The sequence below is a fragment of the Holospora undulata HU1 genome (genome assembly GCF_000388175.3).
GTDB classification, from domain to species: domain Bacteria; phylum Pseudomonadota; class Alphaproteobacteria; order Holosporales; family Holosporaceae; genus Holospora; species Holospora undulata_A.
The window spans coordinates 1-19,260 of the sequence record NZ_ARPM03000161.1; the positions used below are offsets into that span (position 1 = coordinate 1).

The following is a 19,260-nucleotide window of genomic DNA, read 5'->3' on the forward strand; positions in this document are numbered from 1 at the left end:
CGGAGCTTAAACAGAGTCAAGAAAGCTACATTCTATAAAATGCTAAATATTAAATAAGAAGAAATAAAGAAGAACGCTCGTGGTGGTAGAAAAAGCAAGCTAAGTATAGAAGACAGACTGCTTATGACACTGGAATATGTCAGAGAATATCGGACATATTTTCATGTTAGTCAAGGCTATGGATTAAGCGAAAATACAACATACGATATAATAATTGAGGCTTTCAACCAAAGATAGCACGATAAAATTTTAATATTTTATTAACGTGAAGTGCCGCAAAAATACGCAGTGTTCCCTCTAGCATTTCAAGTGATCGTGTGTTTGCAAGGGGGGGCAAAATCTTGCAAACCAATGGCGGTGTGGAGCGTTATTTTGTTCAATGAAAAACGTTTTATCTTGCGCCTGAAAGAGGGGGGGCTTGGAATAGTTTTGTTAAAACCTGCCCAATGATCTTTGCAATAAAATAAAATTTTCCATTTTTTTAATCGTTCAAAAAGTTGTTTGAATGTTTGACTTTAGTTATCACAAAATTCCAAATCGACAAGCCCTTTTCCAGCACGATCATAGAATTTAGAAAACCAAGCTTTAAAAATTCAATTTTTTTGCTTCTTTTTTTTAAATAATTCCAAAATTCATCGACTTCCTTGACAATACCTTTGTCTTATAGAGAGGGCTCAATTTTGGCGCATAGCCTTAATCCTAAGGTGCCCGCCCCCTTCAAAATAGCGGTGGCGCTGACACCAAAACGCTGAGCAATTCGCTTCATTGAAAGACCACTTGCGTATAAAACGAGGGCTTGTAGCTTGTCTTTCTCGGGAACACCTCTTGAAATTTTTTTCACAGTTTTTACATTCGCACCGCTGCCCCCCCTTCGAACAAAACCGCTTTTAAAGCAATCAAAACATTCACAAAATTTACATAAAATCTTTTTTAGAGACTTGTAAAAGACTTCCTTTTACCAATTCTAACAAAAAATATCTTTAGTTAAAGGTTTCCATTTTTTTACGCAATTTCTGAACTTGTAGACCAAACTATTTTTTTCTCCTTGACTTATAGGAATTTTTTTCAGATATACGGCTCTCATGAAAAAATTAGCTCTACTCTATTTTACTACTTTTCAAAATAGCAGAAGGATAAAATTGAGTTCGATTATAACCGACGTTGGGGTAACCTCTCTTCTTGAATTTAATTCATCCTTCTTCTATAGAAAAAACGGGAAGACTCATTTTTATCTCTCTTCCCAAAAAAGTCAACAATACCTGAGCCCTAGAATTATCATCTATTGACTGAAAAATTCCAGTCTGATCTGCAAACGCACCTTCAAGGATACGCACTTTTTCACCTTTAACAAAATTTACAAGACTTGAAATGGGAACAATGCCATCCCCAATTTCTTTTTCCTGCAAACGATAAATAACATCGGCTTCTACTTGCGCAGGATTTAGGGCATCACACATTAGTAAATAAGATACTCCCCGAGTCCCATTAATGCTGCGCCATCTTACTAAATTCAAATCTAGTCCCAAAAAAATATATCTAGGAAACAAAGGTACAAGTTTTTCTTCTACCCTGCGAGCATGGCGACAAACTTTTTTAAATCGAGGAAAGTAAACTTCATACCCTTGATCTAATAAATGTTTTTGAGCGATGGATTCCTTTAAAGGTTGCGTATGCACAACACACCATGTAATATTCATAAAATCTTCCTTACAAGATACACAAAATATAAAGTCAACGCGCGATGCTATAATTCTATACTTCTTTTCATAATTTAGCCACATCATGAAGTGTCTTATAAATATACACCAGCAAAGCATTATACGTCAGGTTCTTCTGGATATCATACTTCTTATACGTCTTATAATATAAAACCTTTTCGTATACACCAATTACTTTTAGCTTTCATAAATCTTATCTTGACTTTACCACACAAAATACAAAGACAGACTCAGTAAGATTTTCTTGAAAAAATCAATTCTTTTTTGAATCCTTTTTGGAAGAGCAAAAAAAGACCTCAAAAAAAATAAGCCTTCCTTAATCTGATTTCTGCCTAAACACTAAAAATGTCTTAAAAGGAGCAGAAAATTTTAGTTAGGAAAAATCCCCCCTACTTCCAAACCTGTACTATAACTTTCATCATCCATGATACAAAAGTCTCTTTTTTTTGTGGATCCCTGGAGAGTACTATTAAAAGATACACATTAACTTTTTAAAATTTTCAAAAGTTTTAAAAATTTTAAAATTACACTTAAGTTAAAAACCAAGTCAAGTCATTTTTTTTCTTTTATTAAAGAGTGTAGTAATTTTTCTACCACTATATTCTAATTGTTCTAGATCATATAGAAAAATTGATTTTAAAAAATGTTGTATTGTAAAAGATAAAAGAATCATAGTAATGATTATTTTTATTCCCTTTAATATTTCATTTTTTTGGACCTCCTTTTATTCGTTAGATACAAAGTATAACACTGAGGGAGGTAGCCTATTTGTCTTGATTGCCCTGAAATACCTCTACTTTATCCCAATGGGAAGGGGGATACTGGGATTTTTAGACAATAAATGCACTATGGCAGTTTATTACCCCGTTCACAAAACATGTTGATAAAGATTAGGGCATCTTATTTAGTTATTGATTTAAAAAAATTTTTAACCTTATCTCGCTTTCGTTCACGCTTTGGTTCAGGGATAATTCCTCTAATTTCTTTTTCTTTTTTTTCTATTTCACCTTGTTCAAAAAATTTAATTTCACTATCTATTTTTATTGCGGTATAAAAGTTTGGATTAGAAACAAAATCTTCATTGTATTTTGTAATTTTTCTTTCTAAAAACAATTTTTTAATATCTTCATAGTATTTATATGTAGTTTCTTCTTCTTTAATATAACTAAAGAGATTTTTAAAAGAATCACCTAAATTAAGTTTATTTAAGGCGCTACTTATTTGCTTTTCCAGAGCAAATTGAGCCTCTGAATACTCCTGTGCCTGACCGAAATAATCAATTGCCTTTTTGTGCATCTTGTCTTTATTTTCTTCTAAAAATTTTTTATACTCTTCGTTATAAGAAGTGTTATCTTTAGATAATGCGTCACAAAAATTTTTGATATGTGCATAATAAACAGTTTTCATATTGTGGATAAAATCATTAGCGAAATATTTTGCCAAAAGTATTCGAGTTTCCAAAGATAATTCTTTTGTCCCTGGTTTATTATTTAGATACTTATCAATAATACTTTTGAAATTATCTTTATTTTCAATGATTCCAATTAAAAAGATTTCAAAATCTAAAATAATTATATCAAAGGGATCTGAGTATTTGCCCCCAAAAGCCTTTCTAATCTCACTTTGTTTTTTGGAAGATTTGCTGAAATTTTCAAGCTTTGATTTCCTAATTTCATTAAGATTTTCATAAAGACCAGCATAGATTTCTGTATTTACGCTTAACACAAAAAATAACGAAATAAGAAAAATTTTGTTTAACATGTTTATAATAAGCTAATTTTTACACTTTTTATTTTATCAAAAAAATATAAATTTTTTATAAAAACAAATAAAATCTGAAGTGAGATATAAACCATCTGCACAGTAATTACAGAAAAAAAATAGTATTGCGTCTTACCCCTGTTGTAATTGTTCGTTTTATGAAAATGTTATACTAACTGTGCAGACAGGTTCTTAGATTTTAAAAAATGTCGTATAGCTAAGGCCAATATACAACAAGAATAAAATTACGCTAGAATTTTGTCAAAACTTGAAAAAAAGATGACATATTCAGTTCAATTCCGTAAAAAAGTACTAAAGCTATAATCAGCTGTTGAAAGTTTTATCAAGCTATGCAAAAGATTTAAGATCTCAACTATAGTTAAAACATGATAAAAAGAACATGACAATGGAGCTAGATAGAGTTATAATTACGTAATAAATTATAGTAATTAAAGTTATGACATATTCATTAGATTTTCGAAAAAAGTATTAAAAACAAAGCACGGGTTATCATTTGAAAAGTAGCCGATAGATTTTGCATATCTAAATCAGCAGTAGCAAGATGGAGCAAAAATCTTGAAGGAGTCAACAAAAGGAATAAACCCTGGACAAAATTAGACAAAGAGAAATTAATATAAAAGAATTTCCAGATAGTTTAGCTATGAAAGTGTTAAGAGGTTAGAAGTCAGCGCTTCTGGTATAAGATATGCAAAACACCGTTTAGGAGTGACATATAAGAAAATTCTTAATCATCCGATCCAGAAAGAAGATCTGCGTTTTGCCAAAAAATTGAAGAATTCAAAAAGTAAGAACCTGTATTCATGAATAAAAAAGTGTGATATAAAAGGCCTTGAGGTGTAGAAGATTAACCAAGCGATTTAAAAGAGAGAGAGTGAGATGTGATAAAGCATCATTTTGATAGCGGCAATAAAAGCAAATACAAAAAAAAGAGGGTGTTAATACAGTATGTTATATAATCAAGAGCGGTTGTCAATGGCGCATGCTACCAAAAGATTTTCCACCATATTCTACGGTACATTGTTTTATAGACGATATAGGATTAAGGGAGTATGGGCAAAAGTGATGCATGAACTTTGTTAAGACAAGTCGAATTAAGTATGAAAGAAGTAAAAATCCCAGCTATAGCATCATTCACAAAGTGTTAAACCCACAGCTGCCTCAGAAAAAATAGGTATAGATGGGGGAAAAAAGATACGCAAACGGCATAGTGGTGTTGATAGGCAAGGCAATCTGATCCATATCACGGTTCATAAGGCCAATGACACAGGTGCTGGGTGCAGAGTTTTTAAGGAAATGTTGCAAAAATATCCTACATTAAAGGAAGTGTGTGCAGAAGCTGGATATAGAAAACCCCTGGAGGCATTTGTGAGAACTCTATTGAATAAAACTATAGCAACCTCAGAGCGCATATCTCAAGGATGGGTCATACTTCCAACGCGTTAGATTGTCGAAAGAACATAGGATAGCTAAATCATTTTCGAAGAGTATCTAAAGATTACGAAATTGCCATAGCGACTGCTGAAAATATGAGTATGATAGCCCATTCCATGATCCTATAAAGATAGCTAAATCATGAATACAGGTTATAAGACAAGCAGATAGGTTATAGTGACGAAAGTGTGTTTTTGCTTATGATATGCCGGACACTCTGATAAAGTCAATCGGTGTTATGGCGCTCATGACTGGGGGGAGCAATGCCATAGGTGCTTTAATTGGCAAAGATATAATTGCAATTGGTTTGATATCTGGCTTACAAAGGGAGCACTCTTGGGTGCTACCAAACCTTCCAAAAGAAAGCGGCATATGGATACTGATAAGAATTTTATTACGAGATACCAGTTAAAGATTCAACAGATGCCAACACAATAACAACAGCTTGAGCGTAACGTCTTTCATCAGAAATACTTAAGTGCACACTTATCCCTTTCCAAGGAAGGTACTTATACACTTTTTCAGCTATTCTTAAGCAAGGCTTTCCTTTTTCATCATGGTAAACGTCTATATCTAACCAAGAACATCGCTCAGAAATTCCCCATCCCAACGCCTTAACGAAAGCTTCCTTTGCACAAAATCGAGAAGCGTAATGCCCATAAGGATTAAATTTTTTTCTGCAATACTGCTGTTCTTGAAGGGTAAAAATGCGATCCAAAAAACGAGATCCATGCCGTTGAATTTTTTCTTGAAGACGTGAAATTTCCAAAAGATCTATCCCCACCCCCACCATTACCTGATAAGTTTTTAGATCTTCTTTAGGAAAAAAATTATGCATCATAAAAATAATATTTTAATTTCTCTAAGCTGCACTACTTTCAAGGATTGATTTTACTCCAGCATGCTGAAACAACCAGTCTTTAATACGTTCCATCTCAACATTTAAATCTAAAGCACATGGTCCTTCCAATAAAATTCTAATAACTGGCTCTGTTCCTGACCCCCTTAACACTAAACGTATATTTGGAGCAATAGATTCATGTAACGCACGCAAACATGAACGCATCTGTGGTGTCGTTAAAGAAAAGCTACCATCAATCGGAACATTACACTGTATCATAGGATAAGGAACAAAACCCGGAAAAATTGCATTCTTTTCCTTTTGCATAAACCTTGTACTAACCTCTAGTGCAACCCACAACCCATCTCCCACCGATAAAAAATCGTTATCAATGATGTGCCCTGAAGACTCCCCCCCCCAACGAAGTCCTCGAGTTTTTAAAGCCTGAGCAATCCAGCGGTCTCCCACATCTACCCTAAGAAAAGATTTCCCTCGTTCTGCACAATGGAGCTCTAATCCATAATTGCTCATAACTGTTCCAACAATGCCAGAATCATCTTGAGCTAAAACCGCTAAAATATGATCTCCATTCCAATAATTTCCTAAATGATCAACAACGCCTACCCTGTCCCCATCTCCATCAAAACAAAATCCCAAATCTGCTTGTTCTTTCACAACAGCCTTTTGTAAATACCTTGGATGTAATACTCCAGACTCTTCGTTAATATTATTCCCGTTCGGTGCGCCACCTAAGCAAGAAACTACTTGCGCACCACAAAGATTAAAGCAATGTTCAGCAAATTTCCAAAGAGACCCGTGAGCACCGTCAAGCACAACACGCAACCCTCTTAAATTTCGACCAGAAACTAAAGTTTTTTCATAAGGAAGTTGTGTATGCGTGACGGTATCTTTAGAAAGCATATTTATTTCTCTTTCTTCTTGAAGATGCTGCTCTATAAAAAGTTCGATTTTCATCTCTTCTTCCACAGAAAGTTTTTCTCCTTTACTGTCAAAGCATTTTATTCCGTTGTACACCGCCGGATTGTGAGAAGCAGAAATCATAACACCAAAACTCGCATCGTAATAGCGTGTCAACCAAGCCAAAGCACTGCTGGAACACACCCCAAGGTATCCTCCATTTACTCCTCTTTCTTTTAATCCTGAAGCCAAAGCACAAGCAAAAGCAGGACCAGAATCCCGTGTATCTATCCCAATAAGCACCCAAAGCGAGTCTTTGTTAATTTGAGAAAATTTTTCTTGAAGATATTCTGCAAAAGCACATCCAACACGGGCAAGAACAGAAGGAACAAATATTCCTTCAAATTTAACCCCCCGTATCCCATCTGTTCCAAACCAACGTAATTTTTTCACAAATTTTGCTCACTAGAACGACTTAAAGGATTTGAGTCTCGCACTCTTGCCTCTTGGCGCAAAATACGTTCGAACAAGCCAGTTCCTGCAGGAATTAGACGTCCTGCGATAACATTTTCTTTCATTCCCCTTAAATTGTCCACCTTTCCATGTACCGCAGCATCTGTCAGCACCCGAGTAGTTTCTTGGAACGAAGCTGCTGAAATAAAAGAATCAGTTTGCAAAGACACCTTTGTAATACCTTGCAAAATACGCAAAGCTTTTGCAGGTGCTTTCCCTTCCTGAAGCGCACTACGATTTCCTTTTTCCAGCTCTTCAAGAGTGATGTGATCTCCTACTAGGAAAAGAGTTCCCCCAGCTTCTTGAATCTCTACACGCTGCAACATTTGTCGCAAAATAACTTCGATGTGCTTTTCATTAATCCGAACTCCCTGAAGTCGATACAACATCTGAATTTCTTGAATCAAAAAATCTGCCAAAGCATCTACCCCCAAGATAGACAAAATATCGTGTGGCACCATGTTTCCTGCCACTAATATGTCTCCTTTATTAACTCGATCCCCCTCATACACCAAAATATGCCGTCCTTGAGGAATTGTGTATTCTACGGGGCGCTCTTGAATATCATCTGGGATAACAGAAAACTTTCTTCGATTCTTCTGATCCTTACCATAGGCTACTACTCCAGAATATCGGCTCATCACTGCTGGTTCTTTTGGACGTCGTGCTTCAAATAACTCTACGATACGAGGCAACCCTCCAACGATGTCTCTAGACTTAAAGGCCTCTTTTGCAAGCCTTGCAATAACGTCTCCTTTCTGAACTCCTTGTTGATCTGTTGCCAATACCACTGTATCCACAGACAATGAATACCTTACTTCAGAACGAAGTGTATCGTAAGGTTTTAACACAAGAGTTGGGCGCAACTCTTTTCCCCTGCTGGTCGCTCTAGAAGGCACAACGATACGCTGCGTAATACCAGTTAAATCATCCAAAACTTCCCTCAAAGAAACTCCTTCTACCAGATCGGTATAATGGATAGTTCCTTCTTGCTCTACGATGATAGGCAAAGTATAGGGGTCCCACTCTGCCAACCGCTGTCCTTGCTCTACTTGCATCCCTTCTTGCACTAAAAGAGAAGATCCATACGGCAAGCGAAAACTCATTAACTCTTGCCCTTCTCGAGCAAGGTCCAATATCTGAATTTCCATAGAACGCCCTACAACGATGACTTGACCATAACGATTAACGACGGTACTTTTGTGGCGAAAAGCAATTTTTCCTGCATAGCGCGCATCAAGAGACGAAGATTCAGAAGCACGTTGAGCAGTACCTCCAGAGTGGAACGTTCTCATGGTAAGCTGCGTTCCTGGTTCACCGATAGATTGTGCTGCAACAACTCCCACTGCCTCACCCATCATAACCATTCCACCGCGAGCTAAATTTCTTCCATAACACATGGAACACACACCGTACCTTGCTTCACATTTTAAAACAGAACGCACCGCAACAGAACGAACATAATCATTTTCAATCAACACCACTGTATCATGATCTATCAGCGTTCCCTTTAAAAGTACAGTTCCATCAGAAAACACAATATCCCTAGCCAAAGTACGACCAAAAATGCGCTCCCTAAGCGACGGTCCCACACCAGAAATATCATCTAAAGCGCGCATTTCAATAAACGCATCCGTTCCACAATCCTGCTCGTGAATAACACAATCTTGAGCAACATCTACCAAGCGACGCGTCAAATACCCTGCGTTTGCTGTCTTTAGTGCAGTATCTGACAATCCCTTTCGAGCACCGTAAATAGAGTTAAAATACTCATCAGAGCGCAACCCTTCCTTAAAGTTAGAAATAATTGGATGCTCAATAACAGTACCGTCGTGACGCGCAATCAATCCTCGCATTCCCATAAGCTGTCTAAGCTGTCCTTTTGCACCTCTTGCTCCAGAAACCGCCATTAGGTAAAGAGAGTTTAAAGGCTTTCCTGGAACTTCTTGAGCGATACGCTCCATCATATGATAAGCCACAGACTCAGAACACTTCGTCCACGCATCTGTAATTCGGTTATACCGCTCACCAAAAGTGATCAATCCGTCCAAATATTGCTGATGGTACTCTTGGATTAACTTTTCTGTTTCTTTTACCAAAGAATCTTTTTCTGGAGGAACCAAAAGATCATCTTTTCCAAAAGAAATTCCTCCGACGGTAGCGTATTTAAATCCTAGTTGCACTAAAGCATCAGCAAACCCAGTTGTTGCCGGCGCCCCACAAAACCGATGCACTTGCCCTATAACTTCATTAATTTCTTTTGAACTTAAATTTCGGTTCAAAGATGAAAAGGAAATTTTTGGATGTCTTGGAACTACGTCCCAAAAAATTAATCGCCCAGGCGTTGTAACTTCACGAGAACTCTTCAGATTTCCCTGCTCGTCCAACATCTCAACCCTTGCTTGAATAACAGCGTGAAGAGAAACAGATTTTTTTTCTAATGCCATTAATACTTCTGAAAAAGAGGAAAACGCCATACCTTCCCCTTTTTCTTGACTGCGCTCTAAGGTGAGGTAATACAACCCCAACACCATGTCCTTACTGGGAACTATCACAGGCTCTCCACTAGCCGGACTTAAAATATTATTAGTAGACATCATCAAAACTCTAGCTTCAATCTGCGCTTCCAGAGAAAGAGGAACATGCACCGCCATTTGGTCTCCATCAAAGTCCGCGTTATAAGCCGCGCACACCAAAGGATGAAGTTGGATCGCCTTTCCTTCAATCAAAACAGGTTCAAACGCTTGAATACCCAAACGGTGCAACGTCGGTGCACGATTTAAAAGCACTGTACGCTCTTGAATAACCTCTTCTAGAATATCCCAGATTTCTGGCCTTTCTCGCTCTACCATTCGTTTTGCAACTTTCACACTGCTTGCAAGACCGTATCGCTCTAATTTTGCATATACATAAGGTTTAAACAGCTCTAAAGCCATTTTTTTAGGCAAACCACATTGATCTAACCTAAGCTCAGGCCCCACCACAATGACAGAACGCCCTGAATAATCTACTCGTTTCCCCAAAAGATTTGAACGAAACCGTCCATGCTTTCCTCTAAGCATGTCAGACAAAGACTTTAAAGGCCGCTTATTGGTGCCCGTTATAGGACGCCCCCTGCGCCCATTATCAAAAAATGCATCAACTACTTCTTGTAACATACGTTTTTCATTGCGAATAATCACGTCTGGAGTTTGCATTTCCATCAATTTTTTAAGACGATTATTCCGATTCAACAAACGACGATAGAGGTCATTTAGATCTGAAGTGGCAAAACGCCCTCCATCTAGAGGAACCAATGGCCGCAAATCAGGAGGAATAACAGGAATTACATCCAAGATCATCCATTCAGGACGCGTATTAGACCCCACAAACGCTTCTACAAGTTTTAACTGTTTTATGATACGCTTACGTTTGAATTCTGAAACAGAGCCTTCAAGTTGAGAACGAAGCTTAGCGCGCATTTGTTGAAAATCCAAATTTTCCAACATTTCCTTAAGCGCTTGAGATCCTGACCCTACAACAAAATTTCCAATTCCATATTCTTGACAAAATTTGTTGTATTCTGCATCTGTTAATACCCGACCATAAGCAAGAGGTGTCAATCCTGGATCTAAAACCACTTGCCCTTCAAAATATAAAATACGTTCAAGCGTTTTTATCGTCATATCCAATAGTGTGGCAATTCTGCTTGGAAGAGAACGAGAAAACCAAATATGAGCAACCGGAGAGGCCAGCTCAATATGCCCCATGCGCTCTCTTCGAACCTTAGTTTGAGTGACTTCAACGCCACACCGTTCACACACAGCCCCCCTATACTTCATACGCTTGTACTTTCCGCACAAACATTCATAATCTTTGATGGGACCAAAAATTCTCGCACAAAATAGACCATCTTTTTCCGGCTTAAACGTTCTGTAGTTTATAGTTTCTGGTTTTTTCACTTCCCCATAAGACCAAGAGCGAATTTGATCTGGACTAGCGATAGAAATTCTTATCCCATCAAAATCCGTGGGAGTTCCAGGGCGATAAGAAACCGCCTCAAACATATCGTGGCAAGTTTCTTGCGTTAATGGAGCAACTACCGGAGAATCGTTGACTTCACTTTGCTCTGTATCTTTTGGTCTTGTATCATCATAAAAATTTTCTGAAGAAACTTCCTGCTTCATGGCCCAAAATCCATCTTGATTTTCTATACTCATTAATAATTCTCCCTTCTACGCTGCAGAACAATCGATTGCATTTTTTTGCACATACTCCACGTTTAAGCACAACGTACGAAGTTCTTTGACCAAAACATTAAAAGATTCTGGAAGCGTTGATACAGAAGATTCCATGTTTTTAATGATAGACTTAAACATCGCCATTCTTCCGTCCAAATCATCAGATTTAACAGTAATCATTTCCAAAAGTATTTTTGCCGCTCCATAAGCCTGCAATGCCCACACCTCCATTTCTCCAAACCGCTGACCTCCAAATTGAGATTTTCCTCCCAAAGGTTGCTGAGTTACCAATCCATAAGGCCCTACAGAGCGCGCATGAATTTTATCATCTACCAAATGGTCAAGCTTTAACATATACATGATACCCACTGTTACAGGACGATCAAAAGGTTCTCCCGTTTTTCCATCGTAAAGACGCTCTTGCCCTGATAAATGAAGCCCCAAAGATTGAAATAACTCTTCAATGTCTGAAACCTTAGCACCTTCAAAAACCGGTGTTGCCATAGGCATCCCCTTACACGTTCCTTCTGCCAACTTCATCAAAGCTTCTAGAGACATCTCTTGAATTTTTTGAACAAGATCCGGCTTCTTATAGACGTCGCAAAGCCCCTTCCTTAAGAAAGTTTCTCCTTGCTCAGCGTCCATAAAGACTGCTTGTTTTAAAACCTCTTTTACTTTTTTTCCAAAATTCAAAGAGGCCCATCCAAGGTGGGTTTCTAACGTCTGCCCCACGTTCATACGCGAAGGAAGCCCTAATGAGTTCAAAACAATATCAACCGGAGTCCCATCTTCTAAATAAGGCATATCCTCTTGAGGAACAATCACAGAAACAACCCCCTTGTTTCCGTGACGTCCGGCCATTTTATCTCCTGGTTGCAATTTTCTCTTGACCGCCAAAAATACCTTGACTATTTTCAAAACTCCAGCAGGTAATTCGTCACCCCGGCTAACACGACCAACCTTTTGCTCACACTGCTCTTCAAGCTTTCTAATATTCTCGTTATATTTAGAACGCAAAATTCCTAGCCGTTCCCCTTCAGGACTTTTTGAATCTAAATGAAACGTTCTCCATCTTCCTGCTTCTATTTCTGGGGTCCACAATGACTTTTCAATACAAAGACGTCGCTGATATTTTTCAACAAGCTCTTTAGTACTTTTTTTCATGATACGCTCAAGAATATTTTTCTCAATATCTTTTTCTTGAATTAATTGTGCTATTTTTTGTCGCTCAATAATCAAAGACCTTTCGTCTTTTTCTACCCCTGCACGACAAAAAATTTGTACATCGCACACTACTCCCCGCATCCCAGAGGGAACACGCAACGAACTATCCTTTACATCTGAAGCTTTGTCCGCAAAAATCGCCCGCAACAATTTTTCTTCGGAACTTAACGTAGTTTCAGCGCGAGGACTGACTTTTCCAACCAAAATATCGCCAGGCTCTACTTCTCTTCCGATATGAATAATTCCAGACTGATCTAGGCGCGCCAACATTTCTTCTGGAACACCAGGAACATCAATAGTAATTTCCTCTGCTCCTAATTTTGTATCTCGTACAATAACTTCTAGTTCTTCAATATGAAGCGTTGTAAACGTATCTTCTTTTATCAAACGATTTGAAATAACAATAGAATCCTCAAATCCATACCCGTACCAAGGCATGAATGCAACAAGAACGTTACTTCCTAAGGCAAGCTCTCCTTGATCCATAGCACATCCGTCAGCAATAATGCTTCCTTCCGTTACTCTTTGCCCCACGCTGACCACAGGTTTTTGGTGAATACATGTTCCAGAATTAGAACGACGAAACTTAGTTAACTTGTAAATATCAATTAACGAATCTTTCTCTTGATTATCAGGAATAATTACAATGCACCGAGCGTCAACACTATCTACAATTCCTCCGCGCTTTGCGTGAATGATAGCTCCAGAATCTCTTGCCACTAACGCTTCTAGCCCTGTCCCCACCAAGGGAGCCTGACTTTTCATTAAAGGAACTGCTTGACGTTGCATGTTAGACCCCATAAGCGCACGATTCGCATCGTTATTTTCTAAAAACGGAATCAAAGCTGCCGCAACAGAAACAATTTGCTTTGGAGAAACGTCAATAAAATTCACATCTTTTACGGGAACCAAAACGTACTCTCCCGCTTTTCTGGTTCGAACAAGAGGTCCTCTTAAGCACCCATCTTCATCTACTTCCGCATCTGGCTGTGCAACATAAGCACTTTCTTCTTCCATAACTGAAACATAAACAACGTCTTGAGTAACGCGACCGTCTATCACACGCCGATAAGGCGTTTCTAAAAAGCCATACTTATTAACCCTGGCATAAACTGCCATAGAATTAATCAGTCCAATGTTTCCTCCTTCAGGAGTCTCCACAGGGCAAATACGACCATGTTGACTTGGATTAACGTCACGAACATCAATACCTGCCCGTTCTTTCGTCAACCCCCCTGGCCCCAAAGCTGATAACCGCCGCTTGTGATTAACAGAAGAAAGGGGGTTTGTTTGGTCCATAAACTGCGACAGCTGAGAAGTTCCGAAAAATTCCTTGATGACGGAAGAAATAGCTCGAGCGTTAACAAAATCATTAGGCATTGCTTGCTCTAAATCAATGGCACTCATACGTTCTCTGATTCCGCGTTGCATACGAAGCAACCCTGAACGATACTGCGCCTCTAAAAGCTCCCCCACTGAGCGCACACGACGATTTCCCAAACTATCGATATCGTCTACAAACCCTTTTCCTTCTTTAAGGTCGAGTAAACATCGAATAATTTCAATAAAATCCTCCTTACACAAACAGGTTTGAGAAAGAGGAGACGTTAATTTTGGCAATCGAGCATTCATTTTTAAACGCCCAACCTCTGCCAAACTATACCGATCTGGATTAAAAAATAAATTTTGAAAAAATGCGTACATCACTTCCAGTGTAGCATTTTCTCCGGGGCGCAAAATACTATAAATCTCCTCCAACGCATCTTTACGGGAAAGGTTTTTATCTGCCAACAAAGTATTACACAAAGGAGCACTACTGCTTATATGATCCATAGAAAGCACTTGAAGCTCGCTGCAAGATGCGTGTAAAATTTTCTCTAGAAGCTCTTTTGTTACTTCTTCTCCCGCTTGACCTAATCGCTCCCCTGTGTCCAAAGAAAAAAGATCGTCAGCAAGACAACGACCGATTATTTGACCAATATCTGCCCTTACATGTTTAATTTGCTTTTTTTGAAGTAAGGATAAAAACCGCTGAGTTAAACGCTCTCCCGCTGCAGCAACTACCTCCCCTGAATCCGCATCTATCAAGTCTTGAGTAAGAATAACATTGTGCCATCCCTTTGGATTGAAGTCGCATACCCACTCTCCACCGCTCAAAATCCAGCGCTCTGTTTCATAAAATCGATGCAGAATCTCACTACGAGACATCCCAGGGGTCAACCAAGACTCTTGCTCTTGCTCTTGCTCTTGCTCAAATTCTTGGTCCGAATTCAGTGCCATCATCAAAGTCGTCACTAAGAATTTTCTCTTACGGTCAATGCGAACGTACAACAAATCTTTTGGACTAAATTCAAAATCAATCCAAGCTCCCTGGAAAGGAATAACACGAGCCACATAGCTCTTAACTCCATGATGACCAGAATCTTTATCAAAAAAAACTCCCGGAGATCGCTGTATTTGTGAAACAACAACACGCTCTACCCCATTGATAACAAAAGTTCCTTCTGGAGTCATAATTGGGACGTCGCCCAAGTAAGTATCTTGCTCTCTTACTTCTTTAATCTCCCGTTTTCCGTCTACTACCTCAAACAACGTTAACCGAAGACGCACTTTCAAAGAAGATGCATAAGTCAAGCCTTTTTGACGAACCTCATCGATATCAAATTTAGAGGGCTCTAAAGTATAATAATCCAAATCAAGTTGAGCACGTTCCGAAAAATCCTGTATAGGAAAAAAGCTCATCAAGGCACCCTGAAGTCCTTCTCGCTTTCTCTGATTCCAAGGCACATCTTTTTGCAAAAAATCATCATAAGATTGCTTTTGTAGCTCTATTAAACTAGGAATTTCCATAAACTCTGGAAAACGAGAAAAACCGTACCGAAGCCGCTTCGGAGCCAAACCAAATGCTCCATGGTCTACCATAATCTCTCCCTAAAGTAAGTAAATTTAAATTTTTAACCTCTCTAAAATTTAAATTTTTAACCTCTCTATTTCGGATCTATTTTTCATAAAAAAGTCTTCCCCGATAAAAATAAAAATCACCGTAAACACTTCTTACAAAAATAGCAATCTATAAAAAGGTCAAAAAGACACCCCCTTTATAATGCTCGCTTTAAACTAACTTGCATTTTTCAAGAGGATAATCCTTTCTTATCCACACAAAAACAGCTTACTCTACAGAAATGACAGCACCAATATCTTTGAATTTTTGAGCAATCTTATCTGCATCTGCCTTCGAAATATCAGCTTTTACAACAAAATCTGGGGTCTCTGACGCAGCTTTCGCTTCTCCCAATCCAAGCCCAGTAATGGCACGAATTTCCTTAATCACTTCGAGTTTTTTGGATCCCACACCTTTCAAGATCACCTTAAATTCTGTTTGTTCTTCTACCGCCGCACCAGCAGATGCCGCACCAGGAGCAACCATCGCAATAGGAGCAGAGGCAGAAACCCCCCAATGTGACTCAAGCTCTTTTACCAAAGCTGCCACTTCCAAAATAGTTAGCGTATCTAGCTGCTCACGAATTTGTAATAATTTTGCGTCCATAATCTAAAATCCCCTTGTTCAAGTTTAATCTATATTTTTTTTCTGATGCGAATCCAAAACGGTTAGCATGCCTTTTGACGGAGCTTGAAGAACAGAAAGAAACTTTCCTGCCACAGCATTGAAAAGACACAACACCTTTGCTCGCAATTCCCCCAATGATGGCAAAGAAGATAACTCTAGAATTTCTTTCTCAGAAAGAAAAACACCATCTAATCGTCCTAAAACTATTCGAAACCGCTCTTTTTGCTCTTTAGCAAAATCAACGGAAACCTTTGATAACGAAACAGGATCCTTTGAAAGAAGTACCGCAGTAGGAAATCGAAAAGCATTTAAAAATTCTACATCTTCTCCCAATGCTTTTTTTGCCAGCGTATTTTTTACTACTTCAAACGTTCCCCCGACATCTCGAACTTTCCTTCGAAATCCAGAAATAGACTTCGCGTTTAATCCAGAATGTGTCACAACTAACATACACGAACTCTGGCATACATTTTTACGCAAACGATCAACACAATCTTTCTTAGCTAAACGATCCATGTACCCTCCCAAACCATGCACGTAATCAACGTACAGTAAATCACGATTTTATATTTAATACAAGCCCACTAAATTAAATTTTTACCCACAAGCAAAATCCCATAGTGCTAGAAATTCCTTTTTTCTTTACAAATTCTCCTTTGCTTTCTGAAGGGCGTAACTTTTGCAAAGCGTGATAGACACATAAAAAGTTTTCTTCTAAAGCGCTAGACGAAAAACTAAGCCTCCCCATCAATCCATGAACGATTCCTGCTTTTTCTGGCCTAATCTCAACTTGGCCAAATTTAGCATTTCTTACTGCTTGCCCAACATCTTTTGTAACTGTGTTTGTTTTAATAGTTGGCATCAATCCACGAGGCCCCAAAATACGTCCTAATGTTCCCACTTCTGCCATTAAATTGGGAGTAGCAATACAAAAATCAAAATCTACTTTTCCCTTTTTCACTTCTTCAATAAGGTCACTTCCCCCTACGATGTCTGCCCCTGCAGAACGCGCTTCTTGAGCGTCTCCATGATCTGCAAAAACTGCAACACGCAAAGTCTTTCCCGTTCCGTGAGGTAAAGGAATCAGTGAACGAATCGCCTGATCGCTCTTAGCAGTGTTTACGTTACACTTAAACACAAACTCAACGCTCGGATCGAACTTAACCCCTCCTTGCCCTAACTTTCCTCTTTCTTGAAGTAAACTCACGGCATCAGAAAGTGAATACGCGGCTTGAAAATTAATCCCCTCATCCCTAAGCTGTAACCGTCTTGTCGTATTTCGTTTCATAACCTTTCCTATCAATCTTTTATTTCAATACCCAAAGAACGCGCAGAACCTTCCAAAGTGCGCACCGCAGAAGCCACGTCATAAGCATTCATATCTTCCATTTTAAATGCTGCGATTTCCTCAAGCTGAGTGCGACTCAACGTGGCAACAGGCCCACTTTTTCCTGTAGAACTGCTTCCTTTTTGTATAGAAGCTGCCTTTTTTAACAAATAACTTGCTACCGGTTTCGTAACACGAAAATCAAACTTACGATCTCCGTAAACATCAATCAACACCTTCACAGGAGCACCTTTTTCAAGATGCTGAGTTTTAGCGTTAAACGCTTTACAAAAATCTTGAATATTCAACCCATGCTGCCCTAAAGCTGGCCCCACAGGAGGTTTCGGCGTTGCTTCCCCTGCCCCAATCTTTAAACGAATGGTACGCACAGGAACTCTTTTTTTAGATTCTTTTGATATTACAGTCATCCACTACTCCTCAATGATTTCAACTTGATCGAACCCTAGCTCCACCGCTGTCAACCGCCCTAAAATAGAAATAGAAACCTTAACGCGCTGCTTAAGAAGGTCCTTAGATTCGATCATTCCTTCCATCGTAGAAAACAATCCGCCAGAAATTCTCACCATCTTCCCCACTTCCAGCGCATGACAAACATCAGAAGGAGCCACCGCTTCACTGGCCTGATGAAGAATTTTATCTACCTCCTCATCACTTAAACATTGAGGTCCCGAATCATTCCCAAGAAAACCAAGAACTCTTGCAGTGTTACGCACCACATCACTCACAGCATTCGTTAAATTCAAACGGACAAAAACGTACCCAGGAAACAACTTTTCATCAACCAGCTGACGGATTCCCCTACGTACTACCTCTACTTTCTTTGCCACTACCAGTGTCTGATACGTATCATGCCAAAGCTTGGCATCCTTTAGCTGCTTTTCCACTTCTAAAGCGATAGAAGCCTCTGCATTAGAAACCACACGAAGAATGTACCAACGAAGAGCATCAATCGTAGCCATATCCTAGCCCCCATCGTAACGCTCCAATAATCGTCTGATCCACAACCAAAAAAAAGACAGAAAACGTAAGTGCGAGAACAAAAACGATAATTACGTTAAAAACAACCTCACCACGCTTCGGCCATTCGACCCGCTTAACTTCGGTAAATACACTCAATATAAAATCATGAGCTTGTTTATACCACCCTAGCATTTTTGAACTGCTTTCATTTCTTAGCTCTCAGATTAAAGGATTTTTTTTTGCACGTCAAGCCTTCTAATCGCTTTAACGCCCATCTTATTTATTTTATAAAGAAACAATGCTATTTTTTTTCTAGATTTTCTTTTAAGGCAGGTTTTTTTGCCTTCTCTTCATCAATATTTTTAATTTTATTCACTTTAGATTCTAAACGAACCAAAGTTGCCATTAACAAACAATCTCCCATAAAAATAGCCCCTACGATTACGGTGAGTTTTGTAAAAACACTTTCTCCCCCACCCGCTCCACGAAGAGAAACACTTTCAGCTCCAAAATCTTCTCCTTTTTGCAGCAAAATAATACTCACCATAAAAATCGTCACAATAATGTGAAAAATCATCAAAACAACTATCATATTACGTCTCTTTATTCTTTTCTTTCTACGAAGAATACAAGATCTTTCTTAAAGAGTAAAGATCTTTCCATTGGTTTACAAAAATTTTACATCACTTATTAGATTGTAATTTATTTATTTTTAATTTTTTTTTCTTTTTAAAGAA

The 19,260-nt window shown here is 38.5% G+C and carries 18 protein-coding genes and 1 pseudogene; 4 read left to right on the top strand and 15 right to left on the bottom strand.

Annotated features, from left to right (window positions below; genetic code table 11):
• Nucleotides 1–213 (top strand): annotated as a pseudogene (locus tag K737_RS11195) (helix-turn-helix domain-containing protein); the annotation flags it as partial.
• A gap of 10 nt (nucleotides 214–223) precedes the next feature.
• On the opposite strand, the gene K737_RS11485 reads toward K737_RS11195, so the two are convergent.
• From K737_RS11485 to K737_RS04790, 4 genes are all read right to left on the bottom strand, one after another.
• A complete protein-coding gene (locus K737_RS11485) occupies nucleotides 224–352 on the bottom strand; it encodes a hypothetical protein (RefSeq protein ID WP_268743864.1) in 129 nt (42 codons plus the stop codon).
• 309 nt (nucleotides 353–661) lie between these two features.
• Nucleotides 662–841: a helix-turn-helix domain-containing protein gene (locus K737_RS04780; protein ID WP_006298564.1), complete on the bottom strand. Its 180-nt coding sequence runs from the start codon at nucleotides 839–841 to the stop codon at nucleotides 662–664.
• Nucleotides 842–1,190: 349 nt separating this feature from the next.
• Nucleotides 1,191–1,697, bottom strand: a complete 507-nt coding sequence (locus K737_RS04785; RefSeq protein ID WP_035544531.1) for a transcription termination/antitermination NusG family protein — start codon at nucleotides 1,695–1,697, stop codon at nucleotides 1,191–1,193.
• Between the two features lie 921 nt (nucleotides 1,698–2,618).
• Entirely contained in the window at nucleotides 2,619–3,479 is an 861-nt protein-coding gene (locus tag K737_RS04790) for a hypothetical protein (RefSeq protein ID WP_006298562.1), read from the bottom strand.
• A gap of 937 nt (nucleotides 3,480–4,416) precedes the next feature.
• Here K737_RS04790 and K737_RS12095 point away from each other — a divergent pair.
• The 3 genes from K737_RS12095 (at nucleotide 4,417) to K737_RS10305 (ending at nucleotide 5,343) form a co-directional block, all read left to right on the top strand.
• Nucleotides 4,417–4,563 carry a transposase gene (locus K737_RS12095; protein ID WP_081731177.1) on the top strand — a complete coding sequence of 49 codons (147 nt, stop codon included), beginning with the start codon at nucleotides 4,417–4,419 and terminating at the stop codon, nucleotides 4,561–4,563.
• Nucleotides 4,564–4,793: 230 nt separating this feature from the next.
• The gene (locus K737_RS11200) at nucleotides 4,794–4,943 is read left to right on the top strand and encodes a hypothetical protein (protein WP_162471408.1); all 150 of its coding nucleotides are present in this window, start codon (nucleotides 4,794–4,796) and stop codon (nucleotides 4,941–4,943) included.
• A gap of 193 nt (nucleotides 4,944–5,136) precedes the next feature.
• Complete coding sequence (locus tag K737_RS10305; protein WP_006292701.1) at nucleotides 5,137–5,343, top strand: hypothetical protein; 207 nt, start codon at nucleotides 5,137–5,139, stop codon at nucleotides 5,341–5,343.
• Here the strand turns inward: K737_RS10305 and acpS are convergent.
• The 11 genes from acpS to secG form a co-directional block, all read right to left on the bottom strand.
• Complete coding sequence (acpS, locus tag K737_RS04800; RefSeq protein WP_023491920.1) at nucleotides 5,326–5,772, bottom strand: holo-ACP synthase; 447 nt, start codon at nucleotides 5,770–5,772, stop codon at nucleotides 5,326–5,328. The two genes, K737_RS10305 and acpS, sit on opposite strands and share 18 nt — an antisense overlap.
• Nucleotides 5,773–5,793: 21 nt before the next feature.
• Nucleotides 5,794–7,143 (bottom strand): phosphohexomutase domain-containing protein, encoded by a 1,350-nt coding sequence (gene glmM, locus K737_RS04805; RefSeq protein WP_006292697.1) that lies wholly within the window; start codon nucleotides 7,141–7,143, stop codon nucleotides 5,794–5,796.
• Nucleotides 7,140–11,249, bottom strand: coding sequence for a DNA-directed RNA polymerase subunit beta' (gene rpoC, locus K737_RS04810; protein ID WP_152531098.1), 4,110 nt, complete (start codon nucleotides 11,247–11,249; stop codon nucleotides 7,140–7,142). The genes glmM and rpoC overlap by 4 nt, the downstream gene beginning before the upstream one ends.
• Nucleotides 11,250–11,417: 168 nt before the next feature.
• Nucleotides 11,418–15,569 carry a DNA-directed RNA polymerase subunit beta gene (rpoB, locus tag K737_RS04815; protein ID WP_006292693.1) on the bottom strand — a complete coding sequence of 1,384 codons (4,152 nt, stop codon included), beginning with the start codon at nucleotides 15,567–15,569 and terminating at the stop codon, nucleotides 11,418–11,420.
• Between the two features lie 247 nt (nucleotides 15,570–15,816).
• On the bottom strand, nucleotides 15,817–16,194 hold the full coding sequence (gene rplL, locus K737_RS04820) for a 50S ribosomal protein L7/L12 (protein WP_006292691.1): 378 nt from the start codon (nucleotides 16,192–16,194) through the stop codon (nucleotides 15,817–15,819).
• Between the two features lie 24 nt (nucleotides 16,195–16,218).
• Nucleotides 16,219–16,731, bottom strand: a complete 513-nt coding sequence (rplJ, locus tag K737_RS04825) for a 50S ribosomal protein L10 (RefSeq protein ID WP_024161473.1) — start codon at nucleotides 16,729–16,731, stop codon at nucleotides 16,219–16,221.
• Nucleotides 16,732–16,804: 73 nt separating this feature from the next.
• Nucleotides 16,805–17,503: a 50S ribosomal protein L1 gene (gene rplA / locus K737_RS04830; protein WP_024161474.1), complete on the bottom strand. Its 699-nt coding sequence runs from the start codon at nucleotides 17,501–17,503 to the stop codon at nucleotides 16,805–16,807.
• An 11-nt stretch (nucleotides 17,504–17,514) separates the two neighbouring features.
• Nucleotides 17,515–17,970, bottom strand: a complete 456-nt coding sequence (rplK, locus tag K737_RS04835) for a 50S ribosomal protein L11 (protein ID WP_006292686.1) — start codon at nucleotides 17,968–17,970, stop codon at nucleotides 17,515–17,517.
• 3 nt (nucleotides 17,971–17,973) lie between these two features.
• Nucleotides 17,974–18,522 carry a transcription termination/antitermination protein NusG gene (gene nusG, locus K737_RS04840; RefSeq protein ID WP_006292684.1) on the bottom strand — a complete coding sequence of 183 codons (549 nt, stop codon included), beginning with the start codon at nucleotides 18,520–18,522 and terminating at the stop codon, nucleotides 17,974–17,976.
• Nucleotides 18,509–18,679, bottom strand: a complete 171-nt coding sequence (gene secE / locus K737_RS04845) for a preprotein translocase subunit SecE (RefSeq protein ID WP_200863620.1) — start codon at nucleotides 18,677–18,679, stop codon at nucleotides 18,509–18,511. The genes nusG and secE overlap by 14 nt, the downstream gene beginning before the upstream one ends.
• Nucleotides 18,680–18,824: 145 nt before the next feature.
• Nucleotides 18,825–19,115, bottom strand: a complete 291-nt coding sequence (gene secG, locus K737_RS04850) for a preprotein translocase subunit SecG (RefSeq protein ID WP_006292680.1) — start codon at nucleotides 19,113–19,115, stop codon at nucleotides 18,825–18,827.
• Nucleotides 19,116–19,260 lie beyond the last annotated feature (145 nt).